This is a genomic window from Chryseobacterium nakagawai, from assembly GCF_900637665.1.
GTDB classification, from domain to species: Bacteria; Bacteroidota; Bacteroidia; order Flavobacteriales; family Weeksellaceae; genus Chryseobacterium; species Chryseobacterium nakagawai.
This window is the reverse complement of sequence record NZ_LR134386.1, coordinates 503363-522960: the sequence shown is the minus strand read 5'-3', so window position 1 is coordinate 522960 and position 19598 is coordinate 503363. Positions and strand designations below refer to the sequence as shown.

Annotated in this window: 15 protein-coding genes; 13 read left to right on the top strand and 2 right to left on the bottom strand. The window is 36.7% G+C overall.

All coding sequences use genetic code 11. The features are described 5' to 3' along the window. Positions 1–26 precede the first annotated feature (26 nt). From EL260_RS02385 to EL260_RS02325, 13 genes are all read left to right on the top strand, one after another. The gene (locus EL260_RS02385) at positions 27–2126 is read left to right on the top strand and encodes a T9SS type B sorting domain-containing protein (protein ID WP_123858688.1); all 2100 of its coding nucleotides are present in this window, start codon (positions 27–29) and stop codon (positions 2124–2126) included. Between the two features lie 150 nt (positions 2127–2276). Next, the gene (dnaB, locus tag EL260_RS02380) at positions 2277–3863 is read left to right on the top strand and encodes a replicative DNA helicase (RefSeq protein WP_123858687.1); all 1587 of its coding nucleotides are present in this window, start codon (positions 2277–2279) and stop codon (positions 3861–3863) included. 24 nt (positions 3864–3887) lie between these two features. Next, positions 3888–4364: a ribonuclease HI gene (rnhA, locus tag EL260_RS02375; RefSeq protein ID WP_123858686.1), complete on the top strand. Its 477-nt coding sequence runs from the start codon at positions 3888–3890 to the stop codon at positions 4362–4364. A 164-nt stretch (positions 4365–4528) separates the two neighbouring features. After that, a complete protein-coding gene (locus tag EL260_RS02370; RefSeq protein ID WP_123858685.1) occupies positions 4529–6796 on the top strand; it encodes a T9SS type B sorting domain-containing protein in 2268 nt (755 codons plus the stop codon). Positions 6797–6833: 37 nt separating this feature from the next. Then, the gene (locus EL260_RS02365) at positions 6834–9098 is read left to right on the top strand and encodes a T9SS type B sorting domain-containing protein (RefSeq protein ID WP_123858684.1); all 2265 of its coding nucleotides are present in this window, start codon (positions 6834–6836) and stop codon (positions 9096–9098) included. Between the two features lie 124 nt (positions 9099–9222). Then, positions 9223–9849, top strand: coding sequence for an NAD(P)H-dependent oxidoreductase (locus EL260_RS02360; RefSeq protein WP_123858683.1), 627 nt, complete (start codon positions 9223–9225; stop codon positions 9847–9849). Positions 9850–9879: 30 nt separating this feature from the next. Next, positions 9880–11451 (top strand): L-aspartate oxidase, encoded by a 1572-nt coding sequence (gene nadB / locus EL260_RS02355; protein WP_123858682.1) that lies wholly within the window; start codon positions 9880–9882, stop codon positions 11449–11451. A gap of 10 nt (positions 11452–11461) precedes the next feature. Next, positions 11462–12100, top strand: coding sequence for a hypothetical protein (locus EL260_RS02350; RefSeq protein ID WP_123858681.1), 639 nt, complete (start codon positions 11462–11464; stop codon positions 12098–12100). 12 nt (positions 12101–12112) lie between these two features. Continuing rightward, positions 12113–12973, top strand: a complete 861-nt coding sequence (gene nadC, locus EL260_RS02345; RefSeq protein WP_123858680.1) for a carboxylating nicotinate-nucleotide diphosphorylase — start codon at positions 12113–12115, stop codon at positions 12971–12973. Between the two features lie 208 nt (positions 12974–13181). Next, complete coding sequence (locus EL260_RS02340; protein WP_123858679.1) at positions 13182–15857, top strand: TonB-dependent receptor; 2676 nt, start codon at positions 13182–13184, stop codon at positions 15855–15857. 84 nt (positions 15858–15941) lie between these two features. Beyond that, a complete protein-coding gene (locus EL260_RS02335) occupies positions 15942–16373 on the top strand; it encodes a hypothetical protein (protein ID WP_123858678.1) in 432 nt (143 codons plus the stop codon). Positions 16374–16446: 73 nt separating this feature from the next. Further along, positions 16447–17439 (top strand): aspartate-semialdehyde dehydrogenase, encoded by a 993-nt coding sequence (locus tag EL260_RS02330; protein ID WP_123858677.1) that lies wholly within the window; start codon positions 16447–16449, stop codon positions 17437–17439. Between the two features lie 57 nt (positions 17440–17496). Next, entirely contained in the window at positions 17497–18495 is a 999-nt protein-coding gene (locus tag EL260_RS02325) for a cation diffusion facilitator family transporter (RefSeq protein ID WP_123858676.1), read from the top strand. Positions 18496–18554: 59 nt separating this feature from the next. On the opposite strand, the gene EL260_RS02320 is transcribed toward EL260_RS02325, so the two are convergent. Next, positions 18555–18989, bottom strand: coding sequence for an exosortase F system-associated membrane protein (locus tag EL260_RS02320; protein ID WP_123858675.1), 435 nt, complete (start codon positions 18987–18989; stop codon positions 18555–18557). Beyond that, positions 18976–19506 (bottom strand): exosortase family protein XrtF, encoded by a 531-nt coding sequence (gene xrtF, locus EL260_RS02315; protein WP_123858674.1) that lies wholly within the window; start codon positions 19504–19506, stop codon positions 18976–18978. The genes EL260_RS02320 and xrtF overlap by 14 nt, the downstream gene beginning before the upstream one ends. Positions 19507–19598: the final 92 nt, after the last annotated feature.

The window sequence follows — 19598 nt, the reverse complement described above, 5'->3', positions numbered from 1 at the left end:
AAGGATTCAATTTTAAATCGGTCAAAATGAAAAAATATCTACTGATTTTTCTAATTTTCATTACCCAAATGGTTTTTGCACAACAGGACTGCATCACTGCGATACCAATCTGTAGTGATTCAGAGATCTCCCTGAAACCTAATGGGTACGGAAGTACAAAAGAAGGAAGTGGCTGTCTAACCAACGAAACAAACTCTATGTGGTTTACTTTCAGCATACAAACAGCTGGAACACTTACCTTTTTAGTCACCCCTATAGGTCCTACAGCAGCCAGCATCGATTACGACTTTGCACTATATGGTCCTAATCACGATTGCGCCAACATAAGAGAAACACCTCTAAGATGTTCTTTTGCAGGACTAGGAAGTTCTATCACCCCCCCTTTAACAGGACTTGATATGACTTCTACAGAGATTACAGAAGGCGGTGCCGGAACTGGATTTGTAAAATATATCGATGTACTTCCAGGACAGGTATATCATTTATTTTTAAATAACTACTCAACAGAGGTTGCCCCTTTCAAGTTAAGCTTCGGAGGAACAGCAACACTACTTACCCCATTTGACAACAATTCATTAAAGATCTACCAACCTTTCCCGTTTTTAAAGCCTGGCCCAAAACAGGATGGAAATATTGACATTTGTGGAAATCCTGTAACATTTGATTTCGGTACATTATCAAATCATATCAGAAATAACAACCCTAATTTTGTTATCAAATATTATCGTAGTCCAGCGGATGCAGCAAGTGATTATGATCCCATCACAACCCCTATTCCAGTAAATACAACTACGAATTATACATACTCTATTTCTTACGTTGATCCTACCAAACCCGTTAACTTCTTAAATCAGTGTAGGGAATTTGGAGATATTAAGTTTTTTGACAGATCTTTTGCATTAACTCCCGGAGAACTTACCTCATGCAGTAATAACAACTCAGGAACAGCATTATATGACCTATCAACAGCAGATATAGGACTAACCCCTAATCTTACTGTAAAGTACTATCCTTCAATGTATGACCTGGACCATGTCATTAACGAAATAACCAATCCTTATCAATATGTTTCTGCAGAAGGATCAGCTTTTGTAAAAGCAACCAATGAATACGGATGTATTACAATTACAGAAATTAAATTAAAATTCAACCCACTGGTAAAAGTTCTTGCTGAACCTACACTTACTGAGTGCCATATAGAAGCAACACCTTCTATGGGGTTGTTTAATCTTGAAAATGCGCCGGTTATAACAGCTGCTTCTGGTTATAAGAAAAAATACTTCCCTTCACTGGCTGATGCTGTAGACGCAACCAATGAGATAACAAACTACAAAACCTATACTGCTCCTAATGGGGTAATCTATGTAAGAGTATATGATAATCTTGGATGTTTCAATGTTGTTAAAGTAACACTTAAAGTACTTCCTCCGGAGAAATCCAGTGTACTTGTTGATAAAATCATTTGTATGGAAGACAAGACCACCCTGGATGCAGGACCTGGATTCAAAAAATACGAATGGAGTACCGGAGCAACTACACAAAGCATCAGCAATGTAGGAGTAGGAACCTATTGGGTAAAACTTACCAGTAAAGTTGGTGAATGTATATCCACTCAGTCCGTAACAGTATACCCTTCCGAACAACCGGTAATCTCCAGCATTGATGTATCTACAACAAACTTAACGGTCAATGTAATTGGAGGAACACCTGACTACAAGTACTCTATAGACAATGTTGTATGGCAGGACTCCAATGTATTTACCAATTTAGCAAGAGGCAATTACAAGATATATGTAAAAGATGCTTACGATTGTGACCCTATTGAAATTGAAGCATTAGTACCTAATATCGTAAACGTTATTACACCTAACGGAGACGGAATTAATGATGTTATGGATTATTCTGCAATTGCAGGCAAGCTAAATCTGACTTTAAGTATTTTTGACAGATATGGTGTTAAAATTCACCAGGCTGACAAATCCAATGGATACAAATGGGACGGAACCATTGCTGGTAAAAAAATACCTACCGGGACGTACTGGTATTCATTAACCTGGAATGAGAATAACCAAAAGAATACACCATTCAAATTCTCTGGATGGATTATTGTGAAAAACAGAGAGTAACATTTTACTCATACAATAAAAATCACCTCAATTGAGGTGATTTTTTTATCAACATACTCAGCCCCCTATTGGTCGTATTTTCACAAAGACTGCTAATAATTTGTTGAATACTATTTTTTAAATATTTTTTAAATAAGCTATCTTTGCACCATGGCGCAGAAAGAAACATTATCATCCCTTACACACGGAAACTTTGCAAAAGAGCTGTCTATAGCGGATGGAAAAATGCCTCCTAATGCAGTGGATTTTGAAAGACTTGTTATTGGAACTTTTTTGATTGACAAAAAAGGTCTTGACCACTCCATTGACCTCCTTACCCCAGAGGTCTTTTATGATCCCAGACATCAGGTCATTTTTTCTACTATCTTAAAACTTTACGAAGGCAACCATCCGGTAGACTTAATGACAATCATTCAGGAACTTAAAAAAGAGGATAAATTAAGTCAAGCAGGAGGTGATCATTATATCATTGATCTTACTATGGGAGTAAGTTCATCTGCCCATATTGAGTATCACGTTCGTGTTATTCTTGAAAAATATATTTTAAGAAGTCTTATTAACGTTTCTGCGAATGTGATTGATTCTTCCTATAAAGAATCAACAGATGTATTTGAACTTCTGGATAAAGCGGAACAGTCTTTCTTTGAGATCACCAACGGAACCATTAAAAAAGGTTTTGATACCGCTAATTCTCTAGTAAAACAAGCGATTGACACCATCAAATCTTTAAAAGACAAAGAGGGACTTTCTGGTGTTCCTTCAGGATTTAGGGATGTAGATAAAGAAACCGGAGGCTGGCAGAATTCCGACCTTATTATCATTGCTGCACGTCCAGCGATGGGAAAAACAGCATTTCTTCTTTCGATGGCAAGAAATATTGCTGTGGGCCACAAAATTCCAATGGCATTGTTTTCTCTCGAAATGGCCTCAGTACAGCTTATTACCAGGATGATTGCTTCGGAAACAAGAATCTCCTCTGAAAAGCTTAGAAAAGGAACCCTTGATGATGAAGAATGGCAAAGACTATTCTCCAACGTATCCGAATTGGAAAATGCGCCTTTATATATAGATGAAACTCCATCACTTTCGATATTCGACTTCCGTGCAAAATGCCGAAGATTAGTAATGCAGCACGGTGTAAGAGTCATAATGGTAGACTACCTTCAATTGATGACAGCAGGTAGCAGCGGAAAAGGAGTTGGAAACCGTGAACAGGAAATTTCCATGATCTCCCGATCATTAAAAGCAATTGCAAAAGAATTGAACGTCCCGGTAATTGCACTTTCTCAGCTTTCACGTAGTGTGGAAACACGTCCTGGAAAAAGACCTCAGCTTTCAGACCTAAGGGAATCCGGGGCGATTGAACAGGATGCAGATATTGTATCTTTCATCTTCAGACCTGAATACTACAAAATCACTGTTTGGGACAATGATGAAGAAGGCCAGGAAACCTCTACAGAGAATCAGGCTGAATTAATTATCGCAAAACACAGAAATGGTGCTACAGCTGATGTAAGACTATCTTTCTTAAAGCACTTTGCAAAATTTGGTGATATTGAAGCAGCTATTGATGGTGGCATGGGAGGCGGTTACCCTTCAAATTTTGGGGAACCAAGCGGTTTTGATAAAATCAAGACAACAATTCAACCCGGGGCAGCATTTGATCTTCCGGACAGTTCAAAACTTTCAGGATCTTCTATGAATGATTTTGATGATGATGATGACTTCCCGTTTTAAATAATTCAATTTTAGAAAACAGATTTGAAAATCGAAATTTATACAGATGGTGCATGCAGTGGAAACCCCGGAAAAGGCGGATACGGAATACTCATGCGTGTTCCTGAAAAAAACTACCAAAAAACATTTTCTAAAGGCTTCAGAAAAACCACCAACAACAGAATGGAACTCCTTGCTGTAATTTCTGCTCTGCAAAAACTAAAGTCTACAGAAAACGACATCCACGTATATACCGACAGTAAGTATGTAGCAGATGCTGTTAATCAGAATTGGATTACCGGATGGATTAAAAGGGGCTGGAAAAATGTAAAGAATCCAGATCTCTGGAAAAAATTCATTGAACTTTACAATCAACATCAACCTACGATGCATTGGGTAAAGGGACATGCAGGTCATTTCGAAAATGAACTTTGTGACAAACTAGCCGTTGCAGCAGCTAGCTCTTCTGAATTGGAAATTGACACTTATTTTGAAGGGCTGGAAAACAATTCTCTCTTCTAATTTTAATTAATACAAATCTAAAATAACACGTACAACATTCATTACTTTATCATAATAAATATTATTTTTTGAATAATACTTGTTTTTTTTAACAAAATTAACACAAAATAACTATTTATTAATTGGGATTTAATATATTTACCTATAATTAAATTCCCAGTGAAATGAATAAAAATTTATTATTTTACTTCTCTATTTTTTTACTCTTCCTATCTGGAATATCCTTTGCCCAGACCTATCAACTCACCGGAAACCCTATCAACACCACTGGATGGACTATAGTCCCTAGCGCAGTTGCCAATACAGATTTCATCATGCTCACGGATGACATCACTAATAAAGCCGGCGCCATAAAGCTAAACGATCCTATTAATTTAAAATATTGTGATAAATGGAGAGTTGAGTTTGATTTCAGAATCGATGGAAATGGAACATCAACAGGTAAAGGAGATGGATTTGCATTCTGGTATCTTGCCAATCCTCCAGTCACCAGCCAACAAGGAGCAGGACTGGGAATTCCACAAAATGCAACGGGCCTGATTGTAGGTTTTGATATCTATAACAATATGGCAGGAGGTGGACTAATGAGTAAGGTTCATGTTGCCTACGGAGTAGTTCCTAATACTATAGATACGAATGGCCTGGAATACTACAATACTCCGGGGAGTTCATTTCATTCACCCGACCTTAATTCTACCCAACCCTTTGTAGGTTCTACTTATAAACATGTTGAAGTTACAGGAGTAACAGACACAGCCACCCCCACCAATTGGATCATTACAGTAAAAATAGATGGTAACACAATTACATCACAATCATTCATTCCTTCAGCAGGAGCTGCTACTATGACCCAGGGATATTTTGGATTTTCAGCCTCTACAGGAGCTGCAAGCGCTAAGCATTCCATTAAAAATGTAAAAATATATACTGATAAGGTTTCCATTTTAAAGACCTTGGCCACTCAATCTTTCTGCCCAAACCCCACCACCGGCTATGGAAGCGTCAACCTAACTGATTTTAACCCTCAGTTTGTTTCCAATCCAGGAAACTATACATTCACTTACTATCCTCAGGGAAGTTCGACCCCTATAACCAACCCTACAAGCTATGATTTTAACACCAATAAAACGATAACTATTGTTATTAAAGATAATGCCGGAGTACTTTGTGACAACCCTGATGGAAAAATCCAGCTAGACCTAGCCCCTCTTAAAGCTAACGACAAAACACTTACCGAATGTAATAACAATAAAGCAGGAACGGCAACTTTCAACCTAAATTCCGCTAATGTAACTGACATAATTGGTGTTACAAAGAAATACTACAAGACGCTCAATGATCTAAATGCGGGAACGAATGAAATTCTATCTCCGGATACTTATGTATCTGCACAGGGAACAGTCTATGTGAAAGTAACCACCCCTCTAGGATGTATAGGTACAGCAAAAATCACTCTTGCTTTCTATCCCGAAACGCTGGTAAGAGACGACACTCTCCAATCTTGCTTTATTGAGAATAATGTATCTAATGCCGTATTTAATTTAACAACAGCTAATATAACCTCGCTAACCACCGGTATCATTAAAAAATACTATACAACAGTTGCCAATGCTGTTAATGACACCAATGAGATTACTGACCCTTCTCAATATACTTCAACAACCACAGCAGTGTATGCAAAAGTAACAGATACGAACGGCTGTTTTGCTATAGCCAAGATCAATCTTGTCGTACTTCCTCCCGTTAAATCTTCAATTCTCAAAGACAAAACCATCTGTATAGAAAACAAAACCGATTTGGATGCAGGTCCTGGTTTTGACGACTATTTGTGGAGCACCGGAGCTACCACTTCATCCATTAAAGATGTAAGTGTTGGAACGTATTGGGTAAAACTTAAAACAGGAAACTGTATTACTACACAAATTGTCAATGTACAACCCTCTGCTAGTCCTGTAATTTCCAGCATAGATATTCACAACAATACCATTATCGTTAATGTCGTAGGCGGAAGATCTCCTTACCAATATTCAATAGACGGAATTAACTGGCAAACATCAAACACTTTTACCGGTCTTGCCAGAGGAGAAGTTAAAGTCTTCGTGAAAGACTTTTATAATTGTTCTCCTATTCAGATTCAGATTACCGTTCCTAATCTTATCAACGCTATCACTCCGAACGGAGACAACAAGAATGATTTCATTGATTATTCCGCTTTAGCTTACAAGAAAAATTTAGTATTCACAGTGTATGACAGATATGGAAATAAACTTTATGAAGCCAACAAAATAAGAAATTATACTTGGGACGGAAGGGCTTATGGTAAAAAAATACCTAGCGCCACATATTGGTATACAATCTCTTGGAATGAAAACAACAAGAGCAACACTGAAACAAAATATTCAGGCTGGGTTTTGGTAAAAAACATGGAATAAATTTTAATACAAATAACAACATCACAATCCTTCTCATATGAAAAAAACTCTACTCTTTTTTATGCTGGGCATCTTACTCTGCCTTCCAGAAAAAACTCACTCTCAAACCTATCAGCTTAGCGGAAATCCGGTAAATACTACAGGCTGGGATCTTGTTTCAGATGCTATTGTAAGCGGAGATTTTATAAGACTTACCACCGACCAAACAAGCAAGTATGGAGCCATAAAATTATCCACCCCCATCACCCTAAGCTATTGTGATAAATGGAAGGTTGAATTTGATTTCAGAATTGATGGAAACGGAACAACACAGTTTGGACGTGGAGACGGTTTTACATTCTGGTATTTAGCCAACCCTCCAACAGGATTTGTGTCAGGAGGAGGCCTTGGAATTCCAGCCAATGCATCAGGACTTATGGTAGGCTTTGATATTTTTAATAATACTACAGAAGGCCAGATGAGTAAAGTACATGTTTTATATGGCACCAACAATACTGCTGGCAATAATATAGAATTCAATAATACTCCGGGAAGTACATTCCACTCTCCTGATCTGAATCCCACTCAACCTTTTGTAGGCAATACTTACAGACACGTTGAAGTAAACGGAGAAACAGATCTCACCAATCCTACCAACTGGATCATTAAAATTAAGATAGACGGGGTACTTATTGCCGATCAGTCATTTGCTCCTTCCGGGAATGCGGTAGGAATGACACAGGGATATTTTGGTTTTTCAGCAGCAACAGGAGGAGCCAGCGCCCGACACTCCATCCAAAATGCCAAGGTTTTTGTAGATAAAGTTCCTATTTTAAACAATACTTTAAAACCTTTTGTTTGCACCAATCCTGCAACAGGAAGCGGAACCGTTGACCTTACTTCATATAATACACAATTTGTAAATAATCCCGGAAATTATATTTTCACTTATTACATCTTAGGATCTGCCACACCCATTGCCAGTCCTACTAGCTTTCAGTATACAGGAAACACTACTATAAAAGTAGTTGTTAAAGATCCCACCTCAACCCTTTGTGATAACGGAGACGGAATCATCCAGTTAGACCCTACCCCGTTTGCAGCAACTGATGCTAGCCTTACAGAATGTAACAACAATAATGGAGGAGTTGGCATTTTTGATCTCAATTCAGCTGCTGTTACGACCGTAACAGGTGTTACTAAAGAATTCTATCCAAGTATACATGACCTGAATGCCAGCACCAATCAGATTACCAACCCCTCAGCTTACGTTTCTCCACCAGGTATCATTTATGTAAGGGTAATTACAGCACAGGGCTGCGTAAGCACAGCTAAAATCACACTGAACACCCATCCAGTTATAACTGTTTATGATGTTCAAATAGAATCATGTTTTATAGAAAGCAATCCATTGACCGCCTCTTTTAATCTTATTAATGCTAGTGTTATTCCAAATCCGGCTGCGTTTACAAAAAAATATTACCCATCATTAACCGACGCACTTAATGGAACAAACGAAATAACTAATCCGGGTGCATATATTGCTCCCAATGGAGTTGCCTATGTCAAAGTTTTCAATGCAACCGGATGCTTTTCAATCGCTAAACTCACTCTAAAAGTTAATCCTCCGGCTCCATCCAGAGTTTTAAAAGACAAAATCATCTGTATGGAAAGCAAAACAACACTGGATGCCGGCCCAGGATTTAAAAGTTATGAATGGAGCACTGGAGCCACCACGCAGTCTATTAAAAATGTTGGTGTCGGTATCTATTGGGTAAAACTAAAAACCGGAGAATGCATCACTACACAGACAGTAACTGTAATTCCAGCAGAAAGCCCTGTCATTTCAAGTGTAGATATTTCAGGAGGATCTGTCACAGTACACGTAAACGGGGGAATGCCTCCTTATCAATATTCAATGGATAATATTGTTTGGCAGGATTCCAATGTATTCACCAATATACCAAGAGGAATTGCTAAAATATACGTAAAAGACAACTATAACTGCGAACCTATTACCGTTAATATCACTGTACCTAACCTCATTAATATCATTACCCCTAATGATGACGGCATCAATGACTTTATTGACTATTCTGCATTGGCTGTTAAACCTAATTTTGAAGTTAATATTTACGACAGGTATGGCTTACAGGTCTTCAAGGCAGATAAAACGAATGGATACAGATGGAATGGTACAGCTAACGGAAGAAGAGTTCCTACAGGAAGTTACTGGTATTCTGTCTCATGGAATGAAAATAACAATAACAAGATTACTCCTATCAACTTCGCAGGGTGGATTATTGTTAAAAATAGAAATTAATCACGTTTATCATTCATATTAAAAGAGTCACTCCGCATAGCGGGGTGATTTTTTTGTATGAAATTAAGAGGATATATTTCATTTTAAAGGCCCTTTATTCATATTCAATTCTTAAATTTGTGCTATGAATTATTTGGAGGCTTTAAACAGAAGATATTCTGTGAAAAAATTTAATAATCAAATTATTCCTCAGGAAACTCTTCACAACATTCTTGAGTCAGGAAAGCTGTCTGCAAGTTCTTTGGGGCTTCAACCCTATAAGATTATCATTGTTGAAAGTGAAGAAATGAAACAAAAGTTAATTCCTGCTTTTTATAACCCATCCCAGATTTCCACATGCTCTCATCTTGTTGTAATTGTTTCGAAAAAGATCATTGAAGAAAATTATATCAAAGGATATTTTAAACATATATCGGAAGTAAGAGAAACTCCACTTGAGCAACTCGTTCCATTCAAGAACAGTATCAATCAGCATATTAATCAAAAAACACTGGATGAAATTTTTAACTGGGCAGAAAAGCAGTCTTATATCGTTTTAGCCAACCTGATGTACGCTGCTGCTATTGAAAACATAGACTCATGCCCCATGGAAGGCTTCAGACAGGATATGATAGAAGAAATTCTAAACATCAATCCTGAAACAGAAAAAGTAACCGTTACCCTCGCTTTAGGCTACCGTTCTGAGGAAGACTACTTCCAACACATGAAAAAAGTAAGAAAACCAAACGAAAAATTGTTTAAATTTATTTAATATTTAAATGATTGTATCTAAAGCAAGCACATGATAAAAGCGGATGTATTAGTAATCGGTTCCGGAATTTCCGGACTTTCTTATGCCATTAAAGTTTCTGAACAACTCCCTGATGCCAAAATCATCATTGTAACAAAGTCTGATGAAGATGAAAGCAATACCAAATACGCACAAGGCGGTCTTGCTGTAGTCACCGACTTTCAGAAAGACAATTTTGAAAAACATATAGAAGACACCATGCGTGCCGGAGACGGGGAAAACAAGCGTGATGTTGTAGAAATGGTAGTCAAGGAAGCTCCTGCAAGATTCAATGAAATTGTAGAATGGGGTGCTCAATTCGATATGAAAAATGGCAAATTTGCCCTGGGAAGAGAAGGGGGCCATACCGAAAACAGAATCGTCCATCATAAAGATATTACAGGCTTTGAAATTGAAAGAGCCCTCTTGGAAACGGCTAATAGCAGCCCAAATATTGAAATTCTAGACCATCACTATGTAATTGACATCATTACCCAGCACCACGTTCCGGGAAAAGAACTTAATGAAGGAGATATTCATTGCTATGGTGCTTATATTTTGGATGAAAAATCCAAAACCATCAAAAAAATAACCTCTAAAATTACACTGGCTGCCACAGGAGGTGCCGGACATGTTTATAAAAACACAACCAATCCTACCATTGCAACAGGAGATGGAATTGCTTTCGTAGCCCGTGCAAAAGGAAAGGTTTCTAATATGCAGTATTATCAGTTTCACCCTACCGCTCTGTACAATAAGATTGACGGAATGCTTTTCCTTATTTCCGAAGCAGTGCGGGGAGATGGCGCCAAATTAAGAACCAAAAGAGGTGAAAAGTTCATGCAAAAATATGATGAACGCGAAGAATTAGCCTCCAGAGACATTGTAGCCAGAGCTATTGATAACGAAATGAAAATTTTGGGAGACGAATACGTAGGACTGGATTGTCGTGAGATGAATCAGGAAAAATTCCTTGAACATTTCCCGAATATTTATAAAAAATGTAAAGACGAAGGAATTGATCCGTTCACTCAATTAATTCCTGTAGTTCCTGCCTGTCATTACTTGATGGGCGGTATTGAAGTGGATAGAGACGGACAATCTTCCATCAGAAATCTTTTTGCAGTCGGAGAATGTACGAATTCTGGATTACATGGAGCCAACAGATTAGCTTCAAACTCATTGCTGGAAGGATTAGTCTTTGGACATAATGCCGCCATGAAAACAGTGTCTCTTCTTAATGAAAACCTATTTAACTTTGATGATTTAAAAGCAGTTCCGGAGTGGAATGAAGAAGGAATGAAGATCATGGATGAAATGGTCATCGTTAGCTACCTGAGAAAACAACTTCAGGAAATGATGAGCGACCTTGTAGGAATTGTGAGAAGTAACAGACGTTTAACTATGGCGTTACAAAAACACCAGGAAATTGCAGCTGCTGTGAATGAAATCTACCACTACTCTATTCTTTCTCCACAATTATCAGAACTGAGAAACCTGACTACTGTTGCTCATCTCATCATTACCCAATCTATGGAAATGAAAGAAAACAAAGGAGCATTTTACAATAAAGATTTAGCGTAAACCTCATCTGATGAAGATTACAAACTTAGATATAACAACAGAAATAAACATTTTGTTTTATTCAAGAAAGGTCATTATTGCCTTCCTTGCATTCAGTTTTATATTTATCCTTTCAGTATTCAGAAAAAATCTAAATGATTCGGTACAAATATCATTATTCCTCGCAGCATTTCCTCTGGCAATTGCAGCAGGGTATGGCATCAATATAGGGATAAGAAAATATTTTATTTCAAAATCCAAATATCCTTTAGTTTTAAAAATAATTTGCAATGTTTTAGGAATTTCGAGACAAAAAATTCCCTCTAAACCAATTGACATTGATATTGAAGAATTTATAAAAGACAACAATTTATCTTTAACCTATTATTATATCAATAATTCCACACATCCTGTTTTAGCTTTTAATAAAAATAAAATCCGTTATTTTACACAAGAATACGACTGGGATAACTTTAAATGGGATTTCTATATAAAAAGAGAAGGAAGATTCACTACAGAAGTATTAGAATACAGAGGAATAAACCAACACAATACTTCTATTCAAGATTATATTGAATTTGAAAAAATAGAAGCTAAAAATCATGAGATTGTTATTCTATTTATCATACACGACTTACTATTCGGAAAAGGTTTATCCAGATATTATTAAAAAATATAACAAATGAAAAGACCAGCCTACGTTACAGATAAAGCATTAAAAACATTTATAAAAAATGCGCTTGAAGAAGATATCCAGGATGGAGACCACTCTACCCTTTCTACAATTCCCGAAAATCTTCAGCAAAGTGCTAAGTTACTGGTAAAACAAGACTGCATCCTTGCAGGCGTAGAATTAGCAGAAATCATTTTTAAAGCTTTTGATAAAAAACTTAAGGTGGAAACTTTCATTAAAGATGGAACTCCTTGTAAGGTAGGAGACGTAGCTCTTCTTGTAACCGGAAGTGCAAGATCCATCCTTTCTACAGAAAGATTTGTTCTTAACTGTATGCAGAGAATGAGTGGTATTGCAACGCTTACTCATGACTGGGATTCAAGATTGGTAGGAACAAAAACCAAACTTTTAGATACCAGAAAAACGACTCCAAACTTTAGAATGTGTGAAAAATGGGCTGTAGCTATTGGTGGCGGAACCAACCACAGATATGGTCTTTATGATATGATTATGCTTAAAGACAACCATATCGACTATAATGGAAGCATTACCAATGCAGTAAAAATGGCCAAAGATTACGTTAAAAAGACGAAGAAAAAGTTAAAAATTGAAGTTGAAACCAGAAATCTGGAAGAAGTTCAGGAAGCTATCAATGCAAAAGTTGACAGAATCATGCTTGATAACATGGATGTTAAAACCATGAAGAAAGCTGTGAAAATGATAAATGGTTCTACTGAGTCTGAAGCATCTGGCGGAATTACCCGTGATATGCTTAAAGAAATTGCATCTACAGGCGTTACGTACATTTCTGTAGGGGCTTTAACACACTCGGCTGAGAATATAGATTTGAGTCTCAAAGCAGTGAAATAGCGTTGAATTTTTAACAAAAACACACCCTCTTTATTAAAAATTCAATAACATGACTTTTTTCATATAAAAAGTCGCTTTTTAGCCATTTTGCTAACAACCAGACATTTAACATTATTAAGACTGATTAAAAATTAACATTGAGTTAATAATAGTTAAAATATATTTTGCGAATTTTGCAGAAAATTAAATCTAATTATTACTAACGATTATGAAATTAATCAACAAATCAATACTAACTGCGGTAATTACTTTATCTACAGCTAGTGTTTATTACGCTCAACAAGGCAAGGACACAGTGCAAGCTAAGTCTAAAGACATTGAAGAGGTAATCTTAAAAGGTGTTACAGATATCGCTAAAGATAGAAAAACACCTGTAGCTGTTTCTACCATTAAAGCAGCACAAATTCTTGAAAGACAAGGAAATCAGGAACTTGTTGAAATTTTAAACACAACACCTTCTGTATATGCTACTAAAGGAGGTGGTGGTTTCGGAGACTCTCAAATTGTAATCAGAGGATTCGAATCAAGAAACATCGCAGTAATGGTAAACGGTATGCCTGTAAATGACATGGAAGGAGGTACTGTTTACATGTCAAACTGGACAGGTTTATCAGATGTAACAAGCACGATGCAGATACAAAGAGGACTTGGTTCTTCTAAATTAGCGATTGCTTCTGTAGGAGGGACAATGAACTTCCTTACAAGATCTGCAGATATGAAAAAAGGAGGTGTTGTTAGATTAGGAGTTGGTAACAATGACTTCTTAAAAACATCTTTCGCTTATAATACAGGTAAATCAGAAAAAGGTTGGTCTTCTTCATTCCTAATGAGCAGACAGGCTGGAAGCACATACATTCAAAATACAGATTATGAATCCTATGCTTACTTCTTTGCTCTAGGTTGGGAACCAAACAAAAAACACAATTTCCAATTCACCATTACAGGATCTCCTCAATGGCACGATCAAAGAACGTATTCTCCTTTCATCAAGGATTACATCAACTATAATCCAGATCGCGATAACACTCCTGACAGAACCTATAACTCTGACTGGGGATATTACGTAAATCCAGATGGATCAAGAACTCCAATTGCAAACAGAGCAAACTATTACTCGAAGCCAGTAATGATGTTGAACTGGGACTGGACAATGAGTGAAAAATCAAAGTTAAGTACTGTTTTATACATGTCTAATGGTAGAGGTGGTGGAACAGGAGATCTTGGAAGCTTCTGGAACGGGAAATTCAACAGTAATGGTACCCCTTCAACAAACAACATCAACTCGTACCGAAGAGCAGACGGAACATATGACTACAACCAAATCTTTGCTTTAAACAGTACTTTACCTGCAGCTGGTAACCCTTACATGGTGACTAATCCTGCTAATGGAAAACAATATCAGGTAAGAGACGGTATTATCAGAAGATCAAGTATCAACTCTCACAACTGGTATGGTATCTTAGCAAACTTCCAGCACAAAGTTAATGACAACTGGAATTTCTCAATCGGTACAGATGACAGATATTACTACGGTTATCACTATCAAGTAGTTTCTGATCTATATGGAGCAAGAGGATATAGAGAGATTCTAAATAATAATGTTCCACCTTACACACCATCAAGAGGATATGATTATAAGCAGCTTGCATGGAATCCACTAGGAGGAAAAACAGCTCCTTTAAATGAACAAATCGGATATAGCAACGACGGAGAAGTTATCTGGTACAGTGCATTCGGTCAGGTTGAATATACTAAAGATAAATTATCAGCATTCCTTCAGGGATCCGTTTCTAACCAAGGATATCAAAGAATTGATAACTTCGTTCAAGATGGAGTAACTAAACAACAAGGACAAATTGTTAATACAAAAACCGGATTCAAAAATCTTTTCGGATATAATATTAAAGGGGGTGCCAACTATAACATTGATGATCACAACAATGTATTTGCTAACATTGGTTACTACAGCAAGCAGCCATTCATGAACTCTGTGTACCCAAGTAACTTCCAGGTTGTAAACCCAAGCTTAACTAATGAGAAAATCTTCTCTGCTGAAGTTGGATATGGTTTCAGATCTCCTAAATTCAGTGCAAACCTTAACGTGTACAGAACTGAATGGAGAGACAGATGGCTAAGAAGAACTAACCAAACATTTACATTAGCTGACAATTCAACGACTACAGGATATGCTGAAATCAGTGGGATTACTGAAATTCACCAGGGAGTTGAATTTGATGCAGTTTATAAGCCTACAAGTTTCTTAGAATTCCAGGGAATGTTCTCTTGGGGTGACTACTACTACAAAGGAAATGCTACCGGATCTGCATTTGATGACAACAACAATCCTCTTACATTATCAGGATCTTCAACGGCAAGCGCATCTACTCTTTACCTAGACAAAGTAAAAGTAGGAGGAACAAGCAATAACAGTATTCCTCAAATGACAGCTTCATTAGGGGCTACCGTTAAACCTGTAAAAGATCTTAGTATCTTTGGAACATGGAGATACGTAGGAAAAGTATATTCATCTATTGATATTGCTACTTTCTCTAATCAGGCAGCACAGGATAAAGGAGTACTACAATTACCAGACTTCAATCTATTTGACTTAGGTATTTCATACAAAATCAAGTTAAAAGACGCTTCTCAGTATTTCACAATCGGAGCAAACGTTTACAACTTGTTTGATACATTCTATATTTCTGATGCATCAACAAATGTACTGTCATCTGATGCCCCTGCAAAATTAGCTGATGGAACAAATAACACTGCTAAGAAAACTTATGAGCAATTAGGCTACATGTACAAAGGTGTTGCAACTGACAACCGTGTTTTATTCGGATTCGGAAGAACTTGGGCAGCAACTCTATCATTCAACTTCTAATTATCACAATATTAGATTTTATAAATATGAATCCCGGCTTTGAGCCGGGATTTTTGTTATCTTTGTGTACAAAAAAATAGGATTATGGATTTTTACAAGATTTTATTGAGTGCCCATAAAGGTTTTGGGTATCTCGAGCTTCTTTTGGTTGCATTATTTATCATTGCTCTTTTGGCTACCATGTTCGGTTTCAGCGGAAAAGTGAATAAGTTTTTAAAGAAAACCACTCTTTTCACAATGATCTTCTTCCACGTTCAGTTTCTAATAGGAATCATAATGTTGGTTACTACTTTTAGCAGAGGATTGAATATGGGTGAGGTAATGAAAAATGCAGCATTAAGATTCCAATATGTTGAACATCCATTCTCTATGCTTATTGCGGCAGTATTAATGACGATCGTTAATAAAAAAGTAAAATCAAACGATACAATTTCTCTGGGGATTACCATTATGGGATTAATCGCAGTAGGTTTATTTGCATTCGCGTTCCCATGGGTAAAAGTCTTTGGGGCTTAAAATACAATTATGACATTATATATTATGAGTTATAATTTATAAATAGTTTAATCTTAAATTTTTAATTAAATCAATGAAAGTAGCTGTAGTAGGTTCAACAGGAATGGTTGGACAAGTTATGCTTAAAGTTTTGGAAGAAAGGAACTTCCCTGTAACAGAATTAATTCCGGTAGCTTCCGAAAAATCTGTAGGTAAAAAGGTGAAGTATAAACAGAAGGAATTTACGATTGTAAGCATGAAAGACGCTATAGCTGCCAAACCGGATATTGCTATCTTTTCTGCAGGAGGTTCTACTTCTCTTGAATTTGCTCCCTTATTTGCAGAAGCTGGAGTAACTGTAATCGATAACTCTTCAGCGTGGAGAATGGATCCTGATAAAAAATTAGTCGTTCCTGAAATTAATGCAGATGTATTGACTAAAGAAGACAAGATCATTGCAAATCCAAACTGTTCTACCATTCAGTTGGTAATGGTTTTAGGACCTTTGAACAAAAAATATGATTTAAAAAGAGTGATTGTTTCTACCTATCAATCTGTAACAGGAACAGGTAAAGCAGCTGTTGACCAATTAAACGGAGAGATCAGCGGTGATGATTCTACTGCTAAAGTATATCCATATCAGATCTTCAAAAATGCATTGCCTCATTGCGATGTATTTGCAGAGGATGATTATACTAAAGAAGAAATTAAATTGATGAAAGAACCTAAGAAAATTCTTGGTGATGACACCTTCAATTTAACGGCCACTGCAGTAAGAGTTCCGGTTCAGGGAGGTCATTCAGAAAGTGTAAATATCGAATTTGAAAACGAATTTGAACTGGACGAAGTAAGAAAGATTTTATCTGAGACTCCTGGAGTGGTAGTAATGGACGATGTAAAAAACAACCACTACCCGATGCCTCTATACTCAGAAGGAAAAGATGAAGTCTTCGTAGGAAGAATCAGACGGGACCTGTCACAGCCGAAAACGCTCAACCTTTGGATCGTAGCAGACAATCTGAGGAAAGGAGCAGCAACAAACGCTGTACAAATTGCAGAATACCTTGTAGCAAACAACTTAGTATAAACTAACAAAATAAAAAAGAGTCTCAGAATTGAGATTCTTTTTTTTATCAAACACAATATGAATACACAGAAGAACACCCACAAAGATAAAATAGGATTCCAGAAGATCATTGCTGCCTTTGGAGTTATCCTTTTCATTGGAAAGATTATTGCCTGGAAGCTTACCAATTCCGATGCCGTATTCTCCGATGCCATGGAAAGCATTGTGAATGTCATCAGTGCATTTATGGGATTATATTCACTTCATCTTGCCGCAAAACCTAAGGATGAAGACCATCCATACGGCCATGGAAAGGTTGAATTTGTCACTTCCGGTATTGAAGGGGCTTTAATTGCCATTGCCGGTCTGATGATTATTTATGAAGGTATCCATAGCCTTATTGTAGGAAAAACGCTAAGCAAAATTGATTTGGGAATTTGGATCATTACAGCCACAGCCATTATCAATTATCTCTTGGGCTACATTTCCATAAAGAAGGGGCAAAAAGAGAATTCATTGGTTCTTATTTCTTCTGGAAAACACCTTCAGTCTGATACCATCACTACCCTAGGAGTAGTAGCCAGTTTGGTAGTTGTCTACTTTACTAAAATCTATTGGCTGGATTCTGTTGTTGCTTTAGTATTTGGACTCTATATCATATTTGTAGGCTATAAAATCGTTCGAAAATCATTGAGTGGTATTATGGATGAACAGGATCCGGAAATACTGCATCAGGTCATCAGAATCCTCGAAGCCAACAGACATACAGAATGGATTGATGTTCACAATATGAAGATCCAGCAGTTTGGGGCCTCATTACATATTGATGCTCATATCACCCTGCCTTGGTATTATGACCTTAGGGATGCTCACAATGAAATGGAAAAAGTGATTATTCTCTTAGCTAAAAATATTAAACGAAATATTGAGTTCAATTTTCATATGGATGACTGTAAACCTATTTCATGTCCGGTATGCCAGATTGAAAACTGTCCCGTTCGTCAAAAAGATTTCGTAAAAAGGGTGGAATGGACCGCTGAAAATGTAACCAGTGTAGATAAACATACAGTAGAATAATTAATAGGAATACAAAGGTCAATGGTTAATAAAGTAAAGATTCAAGTAAATCCTTTGCCTTATCTACTCTTTATCATTTGTTTTCTGTAATAAAACATAGGAACAATCAGCAATATAATTAAAGGCTGAATTACAAACCTTCTCATATAAAAGGAAAAGAGATATCCTATTTCAAATTTATTTTGAATACAAAACAGATAAAGAGGAAAAGCAATTGCAAAAACAATCACCATCATCAAAGCGCCCTGTATCGTCCACTGTTTATTTTTAAATAGTCCCTGAATAATCAGGCAGGAAAAAAATAGATTAAGAATAAATCTAAACAAATATCCACCTACTAACTTTCCCCATTCAAATATTGGGAAACTAATATTTTTATTGGCCTCATGGAAGTATTCAAGAAACGGATCATAAAACATTTTATCTTCCATCACTCTGACCCCTATCAGACCACAGATTCCTAAAATAACGAGAAGCCCACTAAGAATTTTCATGTTTTAAAGCAAAGAATTTAATCCAGATTAGCCAAAGCAAAACCACACTCCCATAAATCACTGCCGGGAAAACAAAATCGTGAAACATTTTACCATATTCCTTGTGTTCTGCCATCACAATATTCAATCCTACAATCCTTAAAAGATTCATGATATAAAGTAAAACCAACCCTGCCAGCACAAAAACAAATGTCTTAGATCCTTTATAAAAGGCAAAAACAAATGACACAAACAGAATCATGACTGAGATAGCATTACATCCTTCCACCATTCTTGTTACATATTGTTTTTGTACATAAAACCAAACCTGCTCATTCTTTACATCATTGTAAAGCTCAGTAGGATAGCTCAAAACATTCTGTATGGCACTCACCTGATTGGCAATAACACCTGAAAATGGATCCAAACCGGAATCCTTATTCGCATTCAAGTAAAATTGATACGCAAAGAGCAACACCAGATAAATAATGATGAAACGCAGTAAAATTCCTAATACCGGCTTAAAGTCCTTTAACATACTACAAAGATAAAAATTAGAGTCTAATAACCTGAATGAGAAGCAAGAAAGTTAAATCAGAAAGTTAAAAACACACTATTCAGTGATAAATA

Bases quoted from the DNA above. Each gene is read 5' to 3' on its own strand.
- EL260_RS02385 (WP_123858688.1), top strand. From the start codon at position 27: ATGAAAAAATATCTACTGATTTTTCTAATTTTCATTACCCAAATGGTT.
- dnaB (WP_123858687.1), top strand. From the start codon at position 2,277: ATGGCGCAGAAAGAAACATTATCATCCCTTACACACGGAAACTTTGCA.
- EL260_RS02370 (WP_123858685.1), top strand. From the start codon at position 4,529: ATGAATAAAAATTTATTATTTTACTTCTCTATTTTTTTACTCTTCCTA.
- EL260_RS02365 (WP_123858684.1), top strand. From the start codon at position 6,834: ATGAAAAAAACTCTACTCTTTTTTATGCTGGGCATCTTACTCTGCCTT.
- EL260_RS02360 (WP_123858683.1), top strand. From the start codon at position 9,223: ATGAATTATTTGGAGGCTTTAAACAGAAGATATTCTGTGAAAAAATTT.
- nadB (WP_123858682.1), top strand. From the start codon at position 9,880: ATGATAAAAGCGGATGTATTAGTAATCGGTTCCGGAATTTCCGGACTT.
- EL260_RS02350 (WP_123858681.1), top strand. From the start codon at position 11,462: ATGAAGATTACAAACTTAGATATAACAACAGAAATAAACATTTTGTTT.
- nadC (WP_123858680.1), top strand. From the start codon at position 12,113: ATGAAAAGACCAGCCTACGTTACAGATAAAGCATTAAAAACATTTATA.
- EL260_RS02340 (WP_123858679.1), top strand. From the start codon at position 13,182: ATGAAATTAATCAACAAATCAATACTAACTGCGGTAATTACTTTATCT.
- EL260_RS02335 (WP_123858678.1), top strand. From the start codon at position 15,942: ATGGATTTTTACAAGATTTTATTGAGTGCCCATAAAGGTTTTGGGTAT.
- EL260_RS02330 (WP_123858677.1), top strand. From the start codon at position 16,447: ATGAAAGTAGCTGTAGTAGGTTCAACAGGAATGGTTGGACAAGTTATG.
- EL260_RS02325 (WP_123858676.1), top strand. From the start codon at position 17,497: ATGAATACACAGAAGAACACCCACAAAGATAAAATAGGATTCCAGAAG.
- EL260_RS02320 (WP_123858675.1), bottom strand. From the start codon at position 18,989: ATGAAAATTCTTAGTGGGCTTCTCGTTATTTTAGGAATCTGTGGTCTG.
- xrtF (WP_123858674.1), bottom strand. From the start codon at position 19,506: ATGTTAAAGGACTTTAAGCCGGTATTAGGAATTTTACTGCGTTTCATC.